Source organism: Paenibacillus sp. FSL F4-0125 (assembly GCF_038008565.1).
Taxonomy (GTDB): domain Bacteria; phylum Bacillota; class Bacilli; order Paenibacillales; family Paenibacillaceae; genus Paenibacillus_AQ.
This window is the reverse complement of record NZ_JBBOZJ010000001.1, coordinates 1,523,866-1,541,802: the sequence shown is the minus strand read 5'-3', so window position 1 is coordinate 1,541,802 and position 17,937 is coordinate 1,523,866. Positions and strand designations below refer to the sequence as shown.

The 17,937-nt window shown below is 44.9% G+C and carries 16 protein-coding genes; 6 read left to right on the top strand and 10 right to left on the bottom strand.

All coding sequences use genetic code 11. The annotated features are described in order from the left end of the window. Window positions 1-29: 29 nt before the first annotated feature. Window positions 30-1,133 carry a GerAB/ArcD/ProY family transporter gene (locus NST74_RS06910; RefSeq protein ID WP_341111118.1) on the top strand — a complete coding sequence of 368 codons (1,104 nt, stop codon included), beginning with the start codon at window positions 30-32 and terminating at the stop codon, window positions 1,131-1,133. Between the two features lie 79 nt (window positions 1,134-1,212). On the opposite strand, the gene NST74_RS06905 is transcribed toward NST74_RS06910, so the two are convergent. Beyond that, the gene (locus NST74_RS06905; RefSeq protein ID WP_341111116.1) at window positions 1,213-1,626 is read right to left on the bottom strand and encodes a zinc ribbon domain-containing protein; all 414 of its coding nucleotides are present in this window, start codon (window positions 1,624-1,626) and stop codon (window positions 1,213-1,215) included. 288 nt (window positions 1,627-1,914) lie between these two features. Here NST74_RS06905 and NST74_RS06900 point away from each other — a divergent pair, with 288 nt between their 5' ends. Together NST74_RS06900 and NST74_RS06895 are read left to right on the top strand one after the other, a co-directional pair. Next, entirely contained in the window at window positions 1,915-2,133 is a 219-nt protein-coding gene (locus tag NST74_RS06900) for a PspC domain-containing protein (RefSeq protein WP_339269527.1), read from the top strand. A gap of 47 nt (window positions 2,134-2,180) precedes the next feature. Beyond that, window positions 2,181-2,861, top strand: a complete 681-nt coding sequence (locus NST74_RS06895; protein WP_341111114.1) for a PspA/IM30 family protein — start codon at window positions 2,181-2,183, stop codon at window positions 2,859-2,861. A 36-nt stretch (window positions 2,862-2,897) separates the two neighbouring features. On the opposite strand, the gene NST74_RS06890 is transcribed toward NST74_RS06895, so the two are convergent. Then, entirely contained in the window at window positions 2,898-3,602 is a 705-nt protein-coding gene (locus NST74_RS06890) for a DNA alkylation repair protein (protein ID WP_341111112.1), read from the bottom strand. A gap of 22 nt (window positions 3,603-3,624) precedes the next feature. After that, entirely contained in the window at window positions 3,625-4,242 is a 618-nt protein-coding gene (locus tag NST74_RS06885) for a DNA-3-methyladenine glycosylase family protein (protein ID WP_341111110.1), read from the bottom strand. Window positions 4,243-4,412: 170 nt separating this feature from the next. Here NST74_RS06885 and NST74_RS06880 point away from each other — a divergent pair, with 170 nt between their 5' ends. Continuing rightward, window positions 4,413-5,156, top strand: a complete 744-nt coding sequence (locus tag NST74_RS06880) for a hypothetical protein (protein WP_341111108.1) — start codon at window positions 4,413-4,415, stop codon at window positions 5,154-5,156. Window positions 5,157-5,309: 153 nt separating this feature from the next. Then, on the top strand, window positions 5,310-5,948 hold the full coding sequence (locus NST74_RS06875; protein WP_341111106.1) for a 3'-5' exonuclease: 639 nt from the start codon (window positions 5,310-5,312) through the stop codon (window positions 5,946-5,948). A 142-nt stretch (window positions 5,949-6,090) separates the two neighbouring features. Here NST74_RS06875 and NST74_RS06870 read toward each other — a convergent pair whose 3' ends face one another. Both NST74_RS06870 and NST74_RS06865 read right to left on the bottom strand, forming a co-directional pair. Further along, entirely contained in the window at window positions 6,091-7,047 is a 957-nt protein-coding gene (locus NST74_RS06870; RefSeq protein WP_042125202.1) for a 3'-5' exoribonuclease YhaM family protein, read from the bottom strand. A 199-nt stretch (window positions 7,048-7,246) separates the two neighbouring features. Continuing rightward, a complete protein-coding gene (locus tag NST74_RS06865; RefSeq protein ID WP_341111103.1) occupies window positions 7,247-9,538 on the bottom strand; it encodes an FMN-binding protein in 2,292 nt (763 codons plus the stop codon). Between the two features lie 494 nt (window positions 9,539-10,032). Here NST74_RS06865 and hemH point away from each other — a divergent pair, with 494 nt between their 5' ends. Then, window positions 10,033-11,046: a ferrochelatase gene (hemH, locus tag NST74_RS06860; RefSeq protein WP_341111101.1), complete on the top strand. Its 1,014-nt coding sequence runs from the start codon at window positions 10,033-10,035 to the stop codon at window positions 11,044-11,046. An 88-nt stretch (window positions 11,047-11,134) separates the two neighbouring features. Here the strand turns inward: hemH and NST74_RS06855 are convergent, their stop codons facing one another. The 5 genes from NST74_RS06855 to NST74_RS06835 all read right to left on the bottom strand — a co-directional run bounded on the left by NST74_RS06855 (window position 11,135) and on the right by NST74_RS06835 (window position 17,910). After that, window positions 11,135-11,587: an IDEAL domain-containing protein gene (locus tag NST74_RS06855; RefSeq protein ID WP_341111099.1), complete on the bottom strand. Its 453-nt coding sequence runs from the start codon at window positions 11,585-11,587 to the stop codon at window positions 11,135-11,137. A 324-nt stretch (window positions 11,588-11,911) separates the two neighbouring features. After that, window positions 11,912-13,729, bottom strand: a complete 1,818-nt coding sequence (locus NST74_RS06850; protein ID WP_341115843.1) for an adenine deaminase — start codon at window positions 13,727-13,729, stop codon at window positions 11,912-11,914. Between the two features lie 232 nt (window positions 13,730-13,961). Then, window positions 13,962-15,194: a pyridoxal-phosphate-dependent aminotransferase family protein gene (locus NST74_RS06845; protein ID WP_341111097.1), complete on the bottom strand. Its 1,233-nt coding sequence runs from the start codon at window positions 15,192-15,194 to the stop codon at window positions 13,962-13,964. An 83-nt stretch (window positions 15,195-15,277) separates the two neighbouring features. After that, window positions 15,278-16,519: a M20 family metallo-hydrolase gene (locus NST74_RS06840; RefSeq protein WP_341111095.1), complete on the bottom strand. Its 1,242-nt coding sequence runs from the start codon at window positions 16,517-16,519 to the stop codon at window positions 15,278-15,280. Beyond that, window positions 16,516-17,910, bottom strand: a complete 1,395-nt coding sequence (locus NST74_RS06835) for an allantoinase (protein WP_341111094.1) — start codon at window positions 17,908-17,910, stop codon at window positions 16,516-16,518. Before NST74_RS06835 ends, NST74_RS06840 begins: the two co-directional genes overlap by 4 nt. Window positions 17,911-17,937: the final 27 nt, after the last annotated feature.

Genomic DNA, 17,937 nt, shown 5'->3' with positions numbered 1-17,937 from the left:
AAACTAGTCCAATAAATTTGAGGGGGTATATGAGTTTGGAGAAAGATAGAATTAGTACCAATCAAATGATTATACTCGGGCTATTCACATTTATTGGGGATATGGCGCTTGTGTATCCGGCATTAATGATAGCAGGAGCGAAACAAGATGCATGGATCGCTGCTTTGATAAGTATTCCCTTGGGTCTTGCGAGCATAAAATTGTTGCTTTACTTAGCAGATATTGAGCCCAACAAGAATATTATCGAGCTTAGCCTACAAATTTTAGGAAAGTGGGTTGGAACTGCTGTAGCCTTGTTCTATCTAGTGTTCTTCCTGATTGCCGCTTCCACTTACATAAGAGAAATTGAGGATTTCATGTGTACACAGATTTACGAGAAAACACCTGGCGGGGTTATCCGTTTCATGGCTATTTTCCTACTCGTATATGGCGTAAGGCTTGGTCTGGAAACATTGGGGCGGGCAGCTCAGCTTTTTTTCCCTTTATTTGCGGTTTTTTTGATCGGTCTTCTGCTTCTGCTGACGCCCGATGTCAGAATGGAGCGTTTATACCCCATCATGAACACACCCGTACCGGATATGCTCCATACTTTGATGTATGGTGTTTTTTATCCTTTTGGCGAATTGTGCGTATTTCTTATGATATATCCTTATGCTCAGAAGAATAGCAAAACAAGCCGGGATATTTTCATAGCCCTGATCATCGGAGCTTTGGGACTTAACCTCATTTTATTTTTTTCACTTACCGTTCTTGGTGTTTACGCTTCTGAACATCAATTTTATGCCGCATATATTCTTGCTCAAAAAATTAATATTGCAAATTCTCTGCAACGTATCGAGGCGCTTATGGCTACAGCATGGATTATCAGCACATACTTCAAAACTGCCATTTATTACTATGCCTTAACCTTAGGTACAGCCCAATTATTTAAACTCAAAAGTCACCGTCCTCTGATCATACCCACTGGATTTTTGTTATTTGGTATGTCACAACTGATTGCTAAAGACATCATTTTCTATGTAAAGGAAATCCCCACCTACTGGGTAGATTGGGATTTCACCTGTGCATTTGTTCTACCGCTTATGTTGCTTATTGTGTATCATTTCAAGAAACGTCATGCTGCCAAAGCTTAAATAACCTCTCTCCCTAAAATAAAAAAAGGACAGCTATTGGGCTGTCCTCTTGTTCATGAATTTCTTACACGCAGTAAGGTTATTCCTTCTTATCCAAAGTAATCGACGATGGAGTTACATCCCGAATTGGCTCTTGAACTACTTCAAAAGTTGATCCACAGCTCGGGCAAAAACGAGCCTCAATTGCCACATTACCACCACATGCTTTACATTGCTTCACATCGGACAACCCCGCGATTTGCGCAAGATTAACCTCAATCTCCGATTTCAGTTCAAGAATACGGGAAATATTCTTCTCGATCTGCTCACTCGGCAGTGGTCCTGCACCTTGGGTTACAGCTTCAAACAACAGTTTACCCATAACCTGATACTGCTGGTCAATGTCATTCTGCTTGCTGTTGTTCTGTAATTTCAATCGATTGATCTCCACCACTGTCTTTGCTTTATTCCCAGCCTCGCTTACGCCTGCCTTTACCTTGTTAAAAAAGCTCATATTCAGCCCCCAATTCCGTAGTAGTCATAATATAAGCATATTTCGACACCTTCACAAGTATTCCTTTCTTTATTGTACTTAACTTCAACCACAATTTGTAGTTCATCTACAATTATGAACTTATTTCCCCCGCCTTCCTGCGGGAACGAACCTCGACTCAGGTCTGGTATCTAAAACCGCCTTCAGGCCGTTTTGCCACATTCGAAAAGGCTTTACAATGAGTACATAAGCAAGCGGGTTGCAAGATTCAATCACAATCACCCCCATAAGAGAGGATGACAATAATAAATGAAAAAATTATATCGTTCAAGAAGTGATCAGAAAATTAGTGGTGTATGCGGAGGTCTTGCTATTTGGTCAGGCATCGATGCCACAATACTCCGTCTCGTGGCCGTTGCTGCAGCATTTTTCAGCTTCGGCACAGTACTTATCTTTTATATCATCGCCAGCATCATCGTCCCTAAAGAACCTTTTGGCAGCTTTTCAGATGGACATGATTTCTATTAACAGATCTTCATTCAGTACCAATCAAACATACTAAGGAGAGATATAACATGAGTTTATTCAAAAGAATTTCCACCCTCACTAAAGCTGCCCTACACGAAGGCCTGAACAAAATAGAAAACCCGGTGCTACTTACTGGTCAGTATTTACGCGATCTCGAGAACGAAATAGCTACGGCAGAGCGCAATGAGCGCGATTTGAAGGTTACAGCGAGTGTACTGGAACGTCGCAAACAAGAATATACACAGATGGTAGAGCAAAGCGAAGTCGAAGCCGTCCAAGCCGTTGAGCAAGGAAATGAAGAGAGAGCTCGTCTTGCACTCATGGCCAAGTTACGGTACGTGGAACAGCTGGAAGAGTGCATCCATAGCCAGGCACAAACTCAGCACACCCTAGCAGAGCTAGAGATCAATATCGCTAGAGCTAAGGAAGAGCGTGAACAACTCAAAGCAAAAAGAACCGAACTTATCGCTCGTGCGCAACAAGCCACAGAAACACTAAGCTCGGCTCCTCGTAGCAGTGTAAAAGGACCGAATGTGGGTACCGCTTCACGTGGCTTCGAACGAATGGAAGAGAAAATTTTCGAGTGGGAAGCTTTGGCGGAAAACTCCAAGTATAAATCCAACTCAGGCACAGGCATAGCTTCGTCCATTGATCCCAACCTTCGTAGCGCCGTGGATGATGAAATTGAACGTATTCGCAACCGGAAAATCAACACTGACAAAAAATAATTATACTAACAAGTCCCTTATTTCTCAGCTACTGAGCTATATAAGGGGCTTGTTTTTGCTATTCCTCTTCATCCCACGAATCATTTTTTTCGTTTCCGGATCCACACGATAAGACTCTGTGATTTTCTGTAAAGCCTTGTTATAGGTGAAATCATCTAAGCTGTTGGTTCTCAAATAACCTATTGTAGCCGCAGGAAGTTTCACATAACACATTGAAAGCGCCCAGGAAACCGCCATTTTTACATAATACCCTTCATGTCTGACCTTATCTAGTAGTTGTAGAACCCGGTTGATGTAAGCCTCTTCGATAAAGAAATTCAGCATCATTACTACCGCAAATCGAATCTCATATTCTTTTTCAGATGACAGATACGGCACTATAAAATCCCACATCTGTTCTTTATTCTTCTTGGTAAACTTCAGTCCTGTACAAAAGCTATCGCATACCGACCAGTTATTGATTTTGGGGATAAAGTCTGCGATATATCGCAGGATTTCTTCAAGCTCTGCTTTCACGTAACCAAGCACCATTCCCTGCAGCATTACTTCTTCAAAATAATCTGACTCGGCATGCTCCAAATAGGCTCTCCAGTTACCCCTTGCAATGGTTTTGGCAAGCTTACGCAGCTCCGGTAGACGCACCCCTATTACATTATTGATCGTTGGAAGTAAGGCCGCAGAAAACTTCTGGTAGTCCGTATCTGCCAACCCCACTAGCTGTTCCTTTATTGTTTTGTCCATTATAGTGCTCCCTGCTTATTAATTATTGAAATGAAATCTCCCACAAATATATGGAGGCCACTGAACCCAAAGGTGAGTATTGAAGGCGGTATTGTTCGAATTGTTTTTTGGTAAGTGTATTAAGCCTATACAGCTTCATCATGCCGCGACGAATGGCGATATCTCCCCAACTAACTACATCTGGGCGCTCCATACAATTGATTAGCATCATCTCTGCTGTCCACTTGCCAATGCCCTTTAGCTTCATGAGTCTTTGCATAACTTCTTGATCTGATAACCCATATAATTCCTCCAACTTAAAATCACCCTGCGCGACCAGATTGGAAATGTCATGAATGCATAACGCCTTTTTCATCGTCAGTCCACAGCTTTGAATCTCATCTGCCGTATGTGATGCTAGCTGCTGCGGGGTAATTACTCCGAATTGAGCCTGCATTCTTGACCAGATGGTCCGAACTGCTTTGACTGATATTAGCTGACCTACTATGGCATAGATAAGCGCAGTGAAAAGATCCGGTATAACAACACGCTCCACTTTCCCCAACCGCGCCATAGCCGCACCTAGCACTGGGTCCACACTTCCGAGGTAATCGATATCCGCTTGCCCATATTCAAAAAATTTAGTGATTACAGCTCCCAAAGCATTTCCTCCCGTATCTGATCTTAACAATAATATACAACACCTATTTCGCAGTGTACGGATTCTTGAATAGGATAGCAAGATAACGAAACTATCAAGTAAGTTCAATATTTTGTTATAAAAACCTGCAAAAGATTAAATTTCTCTTATCCCTGCTATCCTTTATTTTAATGATTGTATTTACAGTGGTAGCAGGAAACTCTGACTCAGATAAAACCCTTCAAACAGCAGATACGTCTACCAAAACTTCGACAAACAGCAATGATAATTCAACAACTGTAAGTGCTGAAGCCCAAAATGATACTGAGCAGGTTAAGGCTGACGCCGCGGCAAAGGCTGCTGCAGATGCGGAAGAAAAGAAAAAAGCAGATGCAGATGCTAAAGCGGATGCAGCGAAAAAAGAAAAGGAAGCTGCTGCTATCAAAGCCAAGCAAGATGCGGCTCTTGCACAAATGGTGAAAACAGTAGATGAAGTTGAAGGCATTACATGGTATCAAGATAAAGAAGCGCCAAAGTACATCAATGAAAATGGCATTTACGCTTATTTTGGAATCAAGGATGGACAAATAACTTCTGGGCTACGCTTAAAAATACAATACACCGGTGATAGCTGGATATTCATTAAGAATTACATCTTTAATATAGATGGTCAAAAATTTGAAATAAACCCTGGATTTATGGGAGCAGAAAGAGATATGAGCACGGATATTAATAGTCCGGGGGTTTGGGAATATCATGATGAAACACTCAACAAATCACAAATCAAGATGTTGACTCAGCTCATTGAATCCGAGAAAACCATTATGCGTCTTGAAGGAGATCAACGAAAAGAGGATAGAACCATCAGTGCAAGCCAAAAAGCAGCACTCAAACGGGTACTTGATGCTTACATCGCTGCTGGGGGAGAAGTATAGCGTTTAACTATAATTAATAACCACAGCCCTAAAAGCCATGACAATTCTATTATGTAGAATATCATGGCTTTTCTCTTGCATTTGTACTAGATTGTATTTATCATTTTACTACTTTAATATGAATGTATATATGATAGATAAGGAGCTTTACGAATGGACTTTATAGCAATTGACTTTGAAACGGCGAATTCCAGTCGATCCAGCGCCTGTGCTTTAGGACTCGTGGAAGTAAAAGATGGAAAGATAACAACAGAACATTCTTGGCTGATCGATCCCAAGCAGCGGTTTGACGGCATGAACATTTCAATACATGGCATCACCCCCTCCATGGTAATCGGTCACCCCACCTTCGATGAACTGTGGCCTACTATTGAACCTTTGTTGCACGGGCAAATCGTCGTGGCACATAATGCCGCTTTTGATATGAGTGTACTGCGATATTGCCTCGATGGAATGTCCTTAAGCTATCCTAGCTTTCAATACTTATGTACATATTTATTAGGCAAAAAAATGCTGCCCGAGCTCCCCTCTCATAAGCTTAATGTAGTCTCCGAGCATTTCGGCATTCAGCTGAAGCACCATGACGCTCTCGATGACGCGCGCGCTGCAGCCTCGGTACTGTTAAGACTTATGGAACAAGAATCACACCGTGATCCGCTTTCGCTCTCCAGCAGCCAAGGATATACTAGCGGAACTATGTTTGCTGGTGGGTACACTCCTTTTTCTGCTCGTAAGAGTAAACCGGCTAAGAGACCTGTGAACAAACAAAGAACGAACAACTTCTATTTGTAATAAAATGTTTCGTTACTCAGCAAAAAAACACCCAACCGACTCACTGCCGGTTGGGTGTTTGGATTTACAGGGAAGAACTATCAGCGATCAGTGAACATCCCATCGGTTCATCCAGATCACCAACCAAGATCAACACAACACACTAGATCTTCATCCGATAGACCGCTTTATTCTCCAGTCCTCTAATGAATGGCGTCCATTCTTCGGTTTCTGGTGTGGTATCCAGAGCATCCTCCACCATTTGCAGCTTCGCATCCATCGCGTCGATATGATGCAGAGCGACCGCTTCAGCCGTCTGCGGCTGAACAGGACTGCCCCATTCGCCCAAATTATGGTGAGACAATACGAGATGCTGTAACGCCAGAACCTTCTCCGAATTCAAATCAATATCTAAGCGGATAGCTGCCTCCGTAATCCAGTTGGATGCCATCGAGATATGACCAATCAGCTTACCCTGTACGCTATATTCCGAGACAATTCCGAGCTGAGAGATCATCTCCTCCGGCTTCGCGATATCATGCAGAATAATTCCAGCCTTCATTAAATCTGGATTCAAGAACGGACGCTGCTTGCACAGAAAATCCCCGATCTCCAGCATACGAACCATATGATAAGCAAGTCCGGCAAAATAAGCATGGTGATGCGTCTTGGCAGCCGGATAATGCATCAATTTCTCTTCCACTTTGCTCACACAAAAGGAGACAATCGAGGCAATCTCCGGATCTGTGATGCTTGCCATAACCCCTTTAATCGTATGAATAAGGTCTACTGGACGAATAGGAGCGGAGCGAATAAAATCCGTTAGCGCAACGCCATCCTCATCGTTCACCAATCTGATTTTAGTTACTTTGATTTGCAATTTTTCACGATAAGTGTGCGCAATCCCACGAACCTTCACCAGTGCCATAGGAAAAAAAGTTTCTTTATCGGTTGTGCTGACATCCCAATATTTCGCGGACAACTGTCCACTGGAATCCCCCAAGACTAGGTCGAAATAATCCTTTGGAGGGGTACCGTTCGTTTGTTTGATCGCTAGCTCTCTTAAGAGATAAAAGCCAACAAATTCATCCTGTGGAGCGAGCTGTTTAATTTGTGTCATGTTGAAGCCTCCTATTAATAACAGGCTTTGTACCTGCTCTCTATATTAAACTTTAGACACTCACGTCCAAAATCCCTTTAAATCACTATACGATCTATTTTCATATTTATGTACAGGTAGATAAAGGAGGTTACTCCACGGGCCATAATATGGCTCAAGAATAACCCCCTTTATAGATTAACTATTGATTGAAAATCGCTTATTTACCAGCAGATTCAAGCGCTGATTTAATAGCTTCTACCACTTTAGCAGATACTTCTTTCTCGGCATCATTATTTCCGAAGGCTGCTGCGCGATATCCATACTTGTGTAAGCTATAGCCTGTTGAAGTCGACTCAATCTCGCTCTTCACAGCCAGCTCAGCGTCAGTCAACTGGTTAACCGCTCTTGTGCTTCCGTTTTTATCTAGATAGTAAACGAGCATTTTAACAGGAACGCCATGTTCAACATACGTCATAACATTTACAAGCTTATCAGCACTTACACCAATGAAGATTCCATCGAAGTAAGCCGCTTTATTAGCTTCAACAATCTCTGCTTTCCCGTATGCTCTATCCACCGCAGTCTTAAGAGCTACACTACTGCTAGTTGCACCGGAAACAGCGTCCACATCTTGAACAGCTTCTCTAGTACCTGCTGCAAGGATGCTAGTGGTCAATTGCGGAATTGCTTTTACCACTTCCGGGTAAGCTGCTTTACCTCTATCTACAAGATTCATTCCTACACGATATAAGGCAACGTTTACGATCTTACCGTTACGCAGTGTAACGTCTGCTCTGTTTGTTCCTTTATCATAGGCATCTCCAAATGCAGTGAAGGTTCCGTCTTTATAAGTACCTTGAACTTTGGATGCGTTGGTCAAAGCATCCGTCAGTGCAGCTTTAGCAGCTGCGGATAACTCTTCTTGACCTGTGATATCGGACATTTGCACACCTTTATCAAGTAATCCTGAAGTAAGTGTACCTACCAGCGATTTTTGTTCTGCACTTAATTTGTCATCAGCAATCAGCTTGCCGTCAGTTCCAAACAAGCTTAGTTTAATGTTTGTGACTGCATCTGAAGCAACATCTACAAGCAATAACACTTTAGACTGGTTATCTACACCTGCAAATTTGCCGTCAAAATAATTAGCTTCACCAGGAACTTTCAGTGCTTTTTCAAAAGCTCTTTCTACAGCTTGGTTCCAACTGTGACTGCTTTCTGTAGCTCCGGAAATACCATCAACCTTCTCATCATAATTAGCGAAGTAAGATCCGTTTTCGAGCAGCTTAGCTGTCATAGGAGCATTAGCTTTTACAACTTCAGCATAAGCCGTTGCACCTCTGTCAATTAGGTTGTTCCCAAGTCTGAACAGCTTAACATCCACTAGCTTACCATTGCGGATCACGATGTCAGCTCTTTCAACACCAACACTTCTTGCAGTTCCATAAGAAGAATAGAAACCGTCTACATAAGCAGAAGTATTGTTAATCTTAGCATTCTGCTCAGCATCCCAGAAAGCATTCGTCGCAGCTTTGAAGTCGGCTTCTAGTCCTGCGACAGGCTGTGCAGCTGTTCCTTTAGCCAGCAACGCTGGCGTTATAGCTGCAACTGCTGCGGATTGCTCAGCTGTGTAGGCCTTCTCATCCACGAAATCACCGGCACTGTTCAGCGGGTACACTTTAACAGCTGTGAGCTTATTGGATTCGTAGGTTGCAAATACTGCATATTTACCTGTAGGATCTATGCCCATATGAACACCCTCAAAGTAAATTGCATCTGTATCTTTCACTGTTAGAGCTCTTTCAAACGCTCTGTCTACAGACAATTTCCATCCATTACTAGAGCGGGTAGCTCCCGAAACAGCGTCTACTGCAGCTGCTCCATCTCTTGTTTTGCCTAGCAATTTATTCGTCATCAATCCATAAGCTTGCCATAAAGCGCTATAATTGTTACGAGCATCTCTATCGATCAGCTTAGGGCTGGTTCTCAGGAGATCAATGCTAGTGATTTTTCCATCTTTAATTTGGATCTTAGCGCCTTCAGTACCTTTGGAGTATGCATCGCCATACGCTACGTAAACTCCATCTTGATATACATTTTCTTCAACTGTAACCGGCGATGTTGTTGGCACAGGCTTAGCAGTCGCAGCAGGCGCTACTGTAGCAGCAGGTACTGTGGTTGCTGCTGGTGCAGCGGTTGCTTTTGGCGTTGTAGCTGGTTTAGCGGTTGCTTTTGGTGTTGCTGTAGGTTTTACTGTTGCTTTTGGTGTTGCTACTGGTTTTGCCGTTGCTTTTGGTGTTGCTACTGGTTTTGCCGTTGCTTTTGGTGTTGCTACTGGTTTTGCTGTTGCTGCTGGTTTTGCCGTTGGTTTGGCTGCTGGTGCATCCGCTTCTTCAGAAGCTGCTGATACTGCATCCACCTTCAAGTTTAAAGCAGGCACATTAAGTGTGTAAGCAAATGGCGCTAACAATATTGCCGCGCTAACCGTTAAAGAAATTAGTTTTTTCAATAAAATTCTCCTTTACCAAATCCCCAGTGATATATAGCTTTTCTTAACTAAACTTACCTTTACGGCGCCCCTTCTCTTCTTATGAAGCATTACTTCTCTCTTCATAAGAATTCATCCCCCCTCTCATGCCTTTGCGCTATCCATCACTTTCCAAAAAATAATGTCTAAAATCTATTCATTTCTTCCTTTTAACAAAAATTCGCATAAAAGGTGAAATAATTCACATATAATGTTAGAAAAGAATCAAGACGCTTTTTCAATCAATTTCTGGTTTGATACTACCAAACTTTTCCGTCATTCCTCTGTATCTAAAATCACATACCCTATAAGAAACATCACTATTTGCTCATAAATGTGATTTTCGATTATTTTTTCCAAACAAATACACCCCACTTCTTCTTCCCTATGTAAATAAAGTGATCTCGATTATTGTGAATCCAAGATTAGTTGTGCTATTTTAGAACGATCTCTAACATGGGAAAGGAGTTCAAAGCTTGAACAAACAGCCACCTATTGGAGTTATACTCGCCCAAATCGGCACGCCTACAGCACCTACTGCAAAGGCGATACGCCCTTATCTGAAACGTTTTTTATCCGATCGCCGAATCATAGATTATTCACCTCTGCTCTGGCAGCCTTTGCTGAGAGGTGTTATTCTGCGCACACGACCACGCCGGTCGGCTGAGCTGTACAGACAAATATGGACTACGGAAGGATCCCCCCTGCTCTCCCACTCATTAGCTCAGCAATCTGGTTTGCAAGCGCTGCTAGACCCACGATATCAAGTTGAGCTTGGCCTAGCGTATAGCGAACCAAGCATGGAACAAGCAATGAATAAATTGGAAGCTGCCGGAGTCACACGCATCATCATTGTGCCTTTATTCCCTCAATATTCGTCCACTACAACGGCATCTGTATTCGATCAGGCGAGCTTCGCTGCGCTAGGACGCCAAAGCTCCACTGGACCGGTAACGAAGCGTCTTATTCCAGCTCTCAGATTTATGGATGCTTATTATAATGAACCTGGCTATATTTCAGCCATGAAGTCACATTTATTGCACCAAATGGAACTTCTGGGCTCGGAGCCTGATTATTTCGTACTGACCTTCCACGGGATCCCCAAACGGTATGCAGATACAGGTGATCCCTATCCAGAGCAATGTATGGAAACAGCACGCCTTCTCGCATCTGCTATGAATTGGGAGTCCGGGCGTTGGCAGGTTACTTTTCAATCGCGCTTCGGAAGTGAAGAGTGGGTAGGTCCCTCTACAGCAGATGTTTTGGGAAAGCTAGCGGAACGCGGAATTCATAAACCTTTGATTTTCTCTCCAGGCCTTGTTACCGATTGTCTGGAAACGCTGCATGAGCTAGCAATAGAAGGGCGTGAACAATATGAGGCTGGAGGAGGACATGCTGAAGACTTCACTGCGGTCCCCTGCTTGAATAATCATGAGAACTGGCTTCAATTTCTGGCTCAGCATGTTGAACGAAACGCAATGGGCTGGTAACGCAAAAAAACCGTCTTGTCCGCAAATATTTTGCTGCAGACTAAGACGGTTTACTATGTCAGTTCATAAGATTTAAGAACATGGATACTTATGCTGTAAGTTGCTTATATTTAGTAGTCAGTTCATGGAACCACTGCTTGTCCTGTAAGGTCAACGCAAAATCAATCAGTTCGGCAATCTCACTCGGCTGTAAATCAGCTGAATCATTAAACGATACTTCAGCCGTCGCCGTAGATTCGCCATTCCCATTCTCTGCGTAATCATATGAGAAGCATATCTTGATATCACTATCCAGAAATTCGTTACGAAGGAAATACAACACCTCACACATTAGCACAGGTCTAACATGATCATCAAAGACACATTCCATAACCTTTGCCCAATACTGCTGGTTGCCGAGGTGTAGCTTATCATTGGTTAAGAGATATTTCTCACCCTGAAAATCAGTGACAAATCTCAGCTCAAGCGGCTTCATTTTAAAAATAGCAGCCATTTGCTTCATGCTAATATTCAAAATATCTTGCGTTTCTAATCTGATCATCTCTCATGCACCTCGTCCCTCTTAGTTGGGTTACCTGAAACCTGATGATATCTATAATTTCGTTATATGCCAATAATGTAAAATTAACGCCATTCATTCGCTTTAATTTTAATCTAATTTAACATTATTATCGTCTGCTGACTACGCTTTATTAATATTTTTTCATTAATTCCCTAGAAAAATGTTTCAATCTTAATTCATCTGTTTAATATATATATTTTAAAACCTTACAGATTCTTATTTGCCCAACAAAAAAACTGTTCTGAATGGTCATAAACGACCTCAAAACAGTCTTTTGCTTAAGTATTATTCAGTTCACTTTAGTTAAACAAAAAGCGGCACTAACTGTATGCCTTCAGGCGAGATCCGAACGAGACCCTTATCTGTGATTCGAAGCGTCGGGATAACTGCCAATGCAAGCAGCGATAAGGTCATAAACGCATAATTCAAAGTACAACCTGCATCATATAGCGCTTTGCTGATCGCAGCTGATTTTGCGGCAGCTATTTCGAACGGTTCCGTGGACATTAGACCTGCAATAGCCAACGGAAATAATGTTTCTCCACTGGATGTGATCATACAGACACCACCCTGAGCATCCGCCACCGCATTGGCAGCTTTAGCCATGAGCTCATCATCATTGCCGATGACAAGTACATTATGACTATCATGCGCAACTGTCATCGCAATGGCAGCAGGCTCTTTAAATCCGATGCCTTCTACAACGGCCACTGATTTATTGCCTGTACCTTTATGACGTTCGAGCACAGCGATTTTGCACAAACCTTCTACGGCATTTACATTCAATTGACCTGCCACTACAGGTATCGGAACCATACGCTCAATGGTCTCTACGTGATTTTCTCTTACTTTAATAACTCTTGTAGTAAGTTCACCTGTTTGAATTGGAGCTGTTATGATGAAGTCTTCTGAAGTAGGACGCTGTGGCAAATGAACCGATGCCAACACTTCCTCCGGATAAGTAAATTTAGCAAGCTCTGCTGTCATTACCCCGTTCTCCGCAACGACTACACCTGCGGCAATCGTCAGCACTACATTAATATCCGCCAAATTCCCGTCCAGCAGAATGATATCTGCAAAAGAACCCGGAGTAATAGAACCAATATCACGCGCTAAACCGAAGCGTTCAGCAGTATTAATAGTAGCCATTTGGATAGCCGTTATAGGCTTAACACCTTGTGCAATGGCATCACGCAAAACGAAATTCATATGACCTTCATCTCGCAAAGACTCTGAACTGCGGTCATCCGTTACCAGCATCATCCGGCGTGTATCAATTCCGTGTTCTGTATGAGCTGTAATTGTCTTAGCCACATCATGCCATGCTGAACCACGGCGCATTTTGGCATACATCCCCAGTCGAACGCGCTCAATCACATCGTCTGCTGTAACACATTCATGATCACCAGTCACACCCGCCGCCGCATACACTGGCAGTCTCCAGTCGCTGGAAGGCCATGTGAAATGACCGTCTACAAATCTACCTGCTCGCAGCGTAGCTTGAATTTCTCCAAGCATTTTCTCATCGCCGTAAACAACGCCAGGGAAATTCATTACTTCTCCTAGAGCAATCACATCGGGTCCCCAAGTGAAAGCTTCTGCCACTTCTTCTGGCCCTATAGAGGCTCCCGTTGTTTCGAATTCCGCACCTGCCGCAGGCACACAAGAAGCCACCTGCATATAAGCAGCTAACGGCGTCCCCCGCATCTCATCGAGCATCAATTGAATCCCCTTCAGCCCGAATACGTTAGCAATCTCATGGGCATCAAAGAAACCACCTGTTGTGCCCAGCGGCAGAACCGCACGGGAGAATTCAGTAACGGTCAGCTGTGTGCTCTCAATATGACAATGGCCATCAAGTAGTCCCGGAGCTATATACTTGCCGTTCGCCTCAATAACCTGTGTTCCTTCACCAATCATATGTGTCACATCTTTCCCAACATAAGCGATGCGTCCACCTTGCACACCAACAGACATTCCGTCTAAAATTTCACCAGAGCATACATTAACCAGCTTTCCACCTGTAATTACTAGTGTTGCCGGTTTGTCTCCTCTTGCCGTAGCCACAAGCTCAGGTACACAATCTGCTAAAGGCTTTCTTGTAAAAGTTGTCATCTTCATCTCTCCCCCGTCAGTATCCAAGTGCTTTCTTGATGTAGTGAATAGATTCATAATCATAGAGGATTGCTTAACCATCGGCTGTGTTAATATCATGGTTGGCATATCTGATATTGTACGAAAAAACGGCTCCGTCATCCCTGCAGATGATAGCCGTTTTCTTATTCCAAAGATTGTCCAACATGCTGGACATGCCCCCTGGTATGAACTCACCCGCCAGCATCTATTCCAACGATTATCTTATGTTTTCCTCATATACGTCAAGTGCCGCTTGAACACCAAGCCCGTAAGCAACTCCAAATCCGTGTCGTAGCAAAGCTGCTTCCAAAGCGCCAAGCAAACGCAGCACATTATTCGTACGGCAGCTAAAGCCCATCGTGCCGATGCGCCAGATCTTTCCTTTCAGAGCTCCAAAGGAGCTGGCAATTTCAATACCGAACCGGTCCAGCAGCAGCGTGCGTACGGATTCCCCGTCTATGCCCTCAGGGATCAGCACACAGGTAACAACACTAAGCTTGCAGGAAGGATCACCGTAAAGCGCAAGCCCCATTGCTGTTAATCCAGCTACAAGTGCTTTTTCATGGAGCAGATGTCTGGCGAATCTGGCCTCCAGTCCCTCCTCAAGCGCAATCCGCAGGCCTTCCCGCAGTGCATAGAGCATAGAGGTCATCTCTGTATGATGATTGAGACGTTGCGGGCTCCAATAATCCTGAAGCATGCCTAAATCGAAATAATTGCTGCGGACAAAAGACAACTCACCAAGCTGGACATCGCTGGTTCTAATCCCACGCTCCACTCGCTTCCGGGTCATGAGCTTAGCTTCAGCGCGATCATTATACGTTATCGGTGCCATTCCGGAAGGGACGGACAGGCATTTCTGTGTACCTCCTACAACCGCATCCAGCATCCAAGCATCCGTTTCGACAGGAATGCCCCCAAGAGTTGCAACTGCGTCAACTATGAAAAGAGCATCCATTCGGCGGCAGGCTCTGCCAATCTCCGCGAGTGGCTGCACCCGTCCTGTAGAAGTCTCACCATGCACCATCGCCACCACATTTGGCTTAAAAGTCTCCATAGCTGTTATTACTTCCTCCGGTTCAAACACACTTCCCCATGGCTTTTCCAGAACGAATACCTCAGCACCACAACGTTCGGCAATCTCATGAAGCAGATGTCCAAAGCGGCCAAAGATCGGAATCAGCACACGTTCTCCCGGTAGGATCAAGCTGACCATCACCGCCTCAATACCAGCGCGCGAGGTCCCGTCTATGGGGTAAGCCCAAGCATTCCGGGTAGCGAACAGCTCCCGCAGCATCTCCATCGTTTCATTCATCATATGGGTGAACTCTGGATCAAACTGCCCCAGTACCGGAAAAGACATCGCCCGCAGCACACGCGGATCAACCTCCACCGGACCCGGAGTCATAATGCAGCGCAGGGAAGGCGACAACTCTTCGTAACGCTTCATGATGATCTCTCCCTTCAAGTAGAAACGGCTATGCCGTCCTTTAAGGGACGGGCTTCCTTATATTTAAAAGTTCCATGAACTCTCTAATAAGCTAACTCATATAACATCTCAGTCAGCACCTCAAGCCCAGCAGCAAGCTGCTTGGGGGAGGTGTACTCTTCCGGTGAATGGCTGATACCGGCTCGACTTGGCACAAAGATCATCGCAGTGGGGCAACGCGGTGCAAACAGCTGAGCATCATGTCCCGCTCCACTTACCATCTTGCGGTAGGCTTTCCCCTGCTGCCGACAGATATTTTCCAGTGCTGTAGAGAGCTTCGTATCCATAGGTGCAGGGAGTGTATGGAGCACAGGAGTAACCTCCAAGGTTACTCCACGTTCTGCGGTGATTTCATGATATCGCGAAAAAAGCTTCACACAGAAACACTCCAAATCGTCCTCTTCAATGTGACGGATATCTAATGTAAATAAAACCTCACCCGGAATCACATTTGGTGTATTTGGATGCACCTCAAGCTTGCCCGAGGTTGCCACAAGAGGTTCACCAGCCAATTTAGCAGCACCTTCTAGTACATACAGCATCTCTACCGCACTAGCCAGTGCATCCTGCCGCATCATCATCGGCGTTGTACCGGCATGATTAGCCACACCACTAACCTTGACCATGTAACGTCTCTGTCCAACAATTCCCTGAACTACGCCTATCTGCGTGTCTGTTTTCTCCAGAATAATTCCCTGCTCGATATGCAGCTCCACAAACGCCCCAATATCATTTCTGGCTCCATTCCCTTCCGTTACACCTTGCAAAAAGCTAAATTCCTCCATTGCTGCCTGTAACGATATTCCATCAGCGTCCTTACAGGCTGCGGCTTCACTTCCGTCATACCTTTCTGTGACATGACCCGAACCCCAATAAGCAAGTGGAAACCGGCTACCCTCTTCTTCACAAAAGGATACAACCTCAAGCGTCCGCTTCGGCTGACCATAGTTCATCTGCAAATCTTGCAGCGCAACCATAGCAGCGGCGATCCCATAGGCACCGTCATATTTTCCGCCATTGACCACGGTATCGATATGTGATCCGGTTAAAATAACCTTTTCCTCTGAACTGCGTCCACACAGGCGACCATATACATTTCCAACCTTATCTGTAGTAACCTTTAAGCCGAAATCAACCATTTTTTGCTGCAAAAAAATCTGCGCCTGTCTCCATTCCTTCGTATATAGTAATCTAGTAACTCCCGGCCCAGACGCGGTATATGCCCCCAGCTCCTCCAGCAGCTCCAGCAGTTTCTGGGTAGATGCTTGAACTCTGGAATCGTTCATAGACTATACTGCTCCTTCCTTATCCGCAGCCACTGTCCACCTTCCTCGGCAATCACTCCTTCTTCAGAAGTATAGACTACCTGCCCACGGCATATCGTAGCAGCAACCTTACAGGATAGCGTTCTTCCGATGTATGGGCTGTGCTTGTGGCGATAGAACAAATCTTCAGCAGCCAGCGTATAGGTCGTGTTTGGATTCAGCAGTACGAAGTCGGCATCCAGTCCTAGTGCTATAGTGCCTTTAAGATGCTCCAATCCAAAGCGTTTTGCGGGTTGCCCTGCAAGCAAGCGAGAGATTAATGTAACCGGCAAGCCCCGGACATTCACACCTTCATGGAACATAAGCTCAAGACTGCTTTGCGCTCCTGAGATTCCGCCCCAAGCCTCAAAAAAAGACAACTCCGGCTGCACCTTCAATTCCGTGGGACACGGAGAATGGTCTGAAGCGATCAGATCGATTTTGCCTTGGGCCAGCATCTCCCATAACTTCTCCTGCTCCAGTCCACTTCTCAGCGGAGGTGCACACTTGGCGACAGGTCCAAGAGTCTCCATATCCGTTTCTGTAAGGACCAGGTAATGGGGACAGGTCTCAGCCGATACGTCCAGCCCTCGAAGCTTAGCCTCATGGACCTTCTCAATAGCTGCAGCAGTGCTGATATGGACAAAATGCAACCGACATCCCGTCATTTCACTATATAACAGCGCCCTAGAGACTGCCTCCAGCTCCGCCTCAGCAGGGCGGCAAGCCGCAAAATCACGCGCACTGCTTCTGCCTTTTCGCACTGCATCTGCGGTCAACACTGCCGTGATAGCCTCACTCTCGGCATGAAGGGCGAGAATCCCGCCTAAAGCAGAAATTCGCTGCATCCCTTGATAGAGCGTATCCTCATCCACTTCCCGGAATCTTCCTTCGCCTTCACCTCCGGGATTGGAGAGAAAGGCTTTAAATCCAGTGATACCAGCAGCTGCCAAGGCTTCCAAATCATCCAGATTCCCCGGAACGAGCCCTCCCCACAGCACATAATCAACTGCGGAATTACCAGCCGCAGCCATCACCTTTTGATGGAGTGCAGCCTCGTTCACCGTAGGCGGATTGCCGTTTAGCGGCATATCGGCATAGGTTGTGCAGCCGCCTGCTGCCAATGCCGCAGAACCGCTGCGAAAGCCTTCCCAATGTCCCAGCCCCGGCTCATTAAAGTGCACATGCATATCGATCATGCCTGGAAGAACATAGTGCCCTTCAGCATCAATGACTTGGGTCAGCGGAGCAGCAGAAAGCTTCTCGCCCAATGCGACGATCCTTCCTTCTGATACAGCAATATCCAGCTTAAGCACCTGATCAGGCAGGACTACATTCCCATTCTTAATCACAAGTTCATAGGGCTTCTTCATGAGCTGCTACCTCCTCCGGTCATCAAA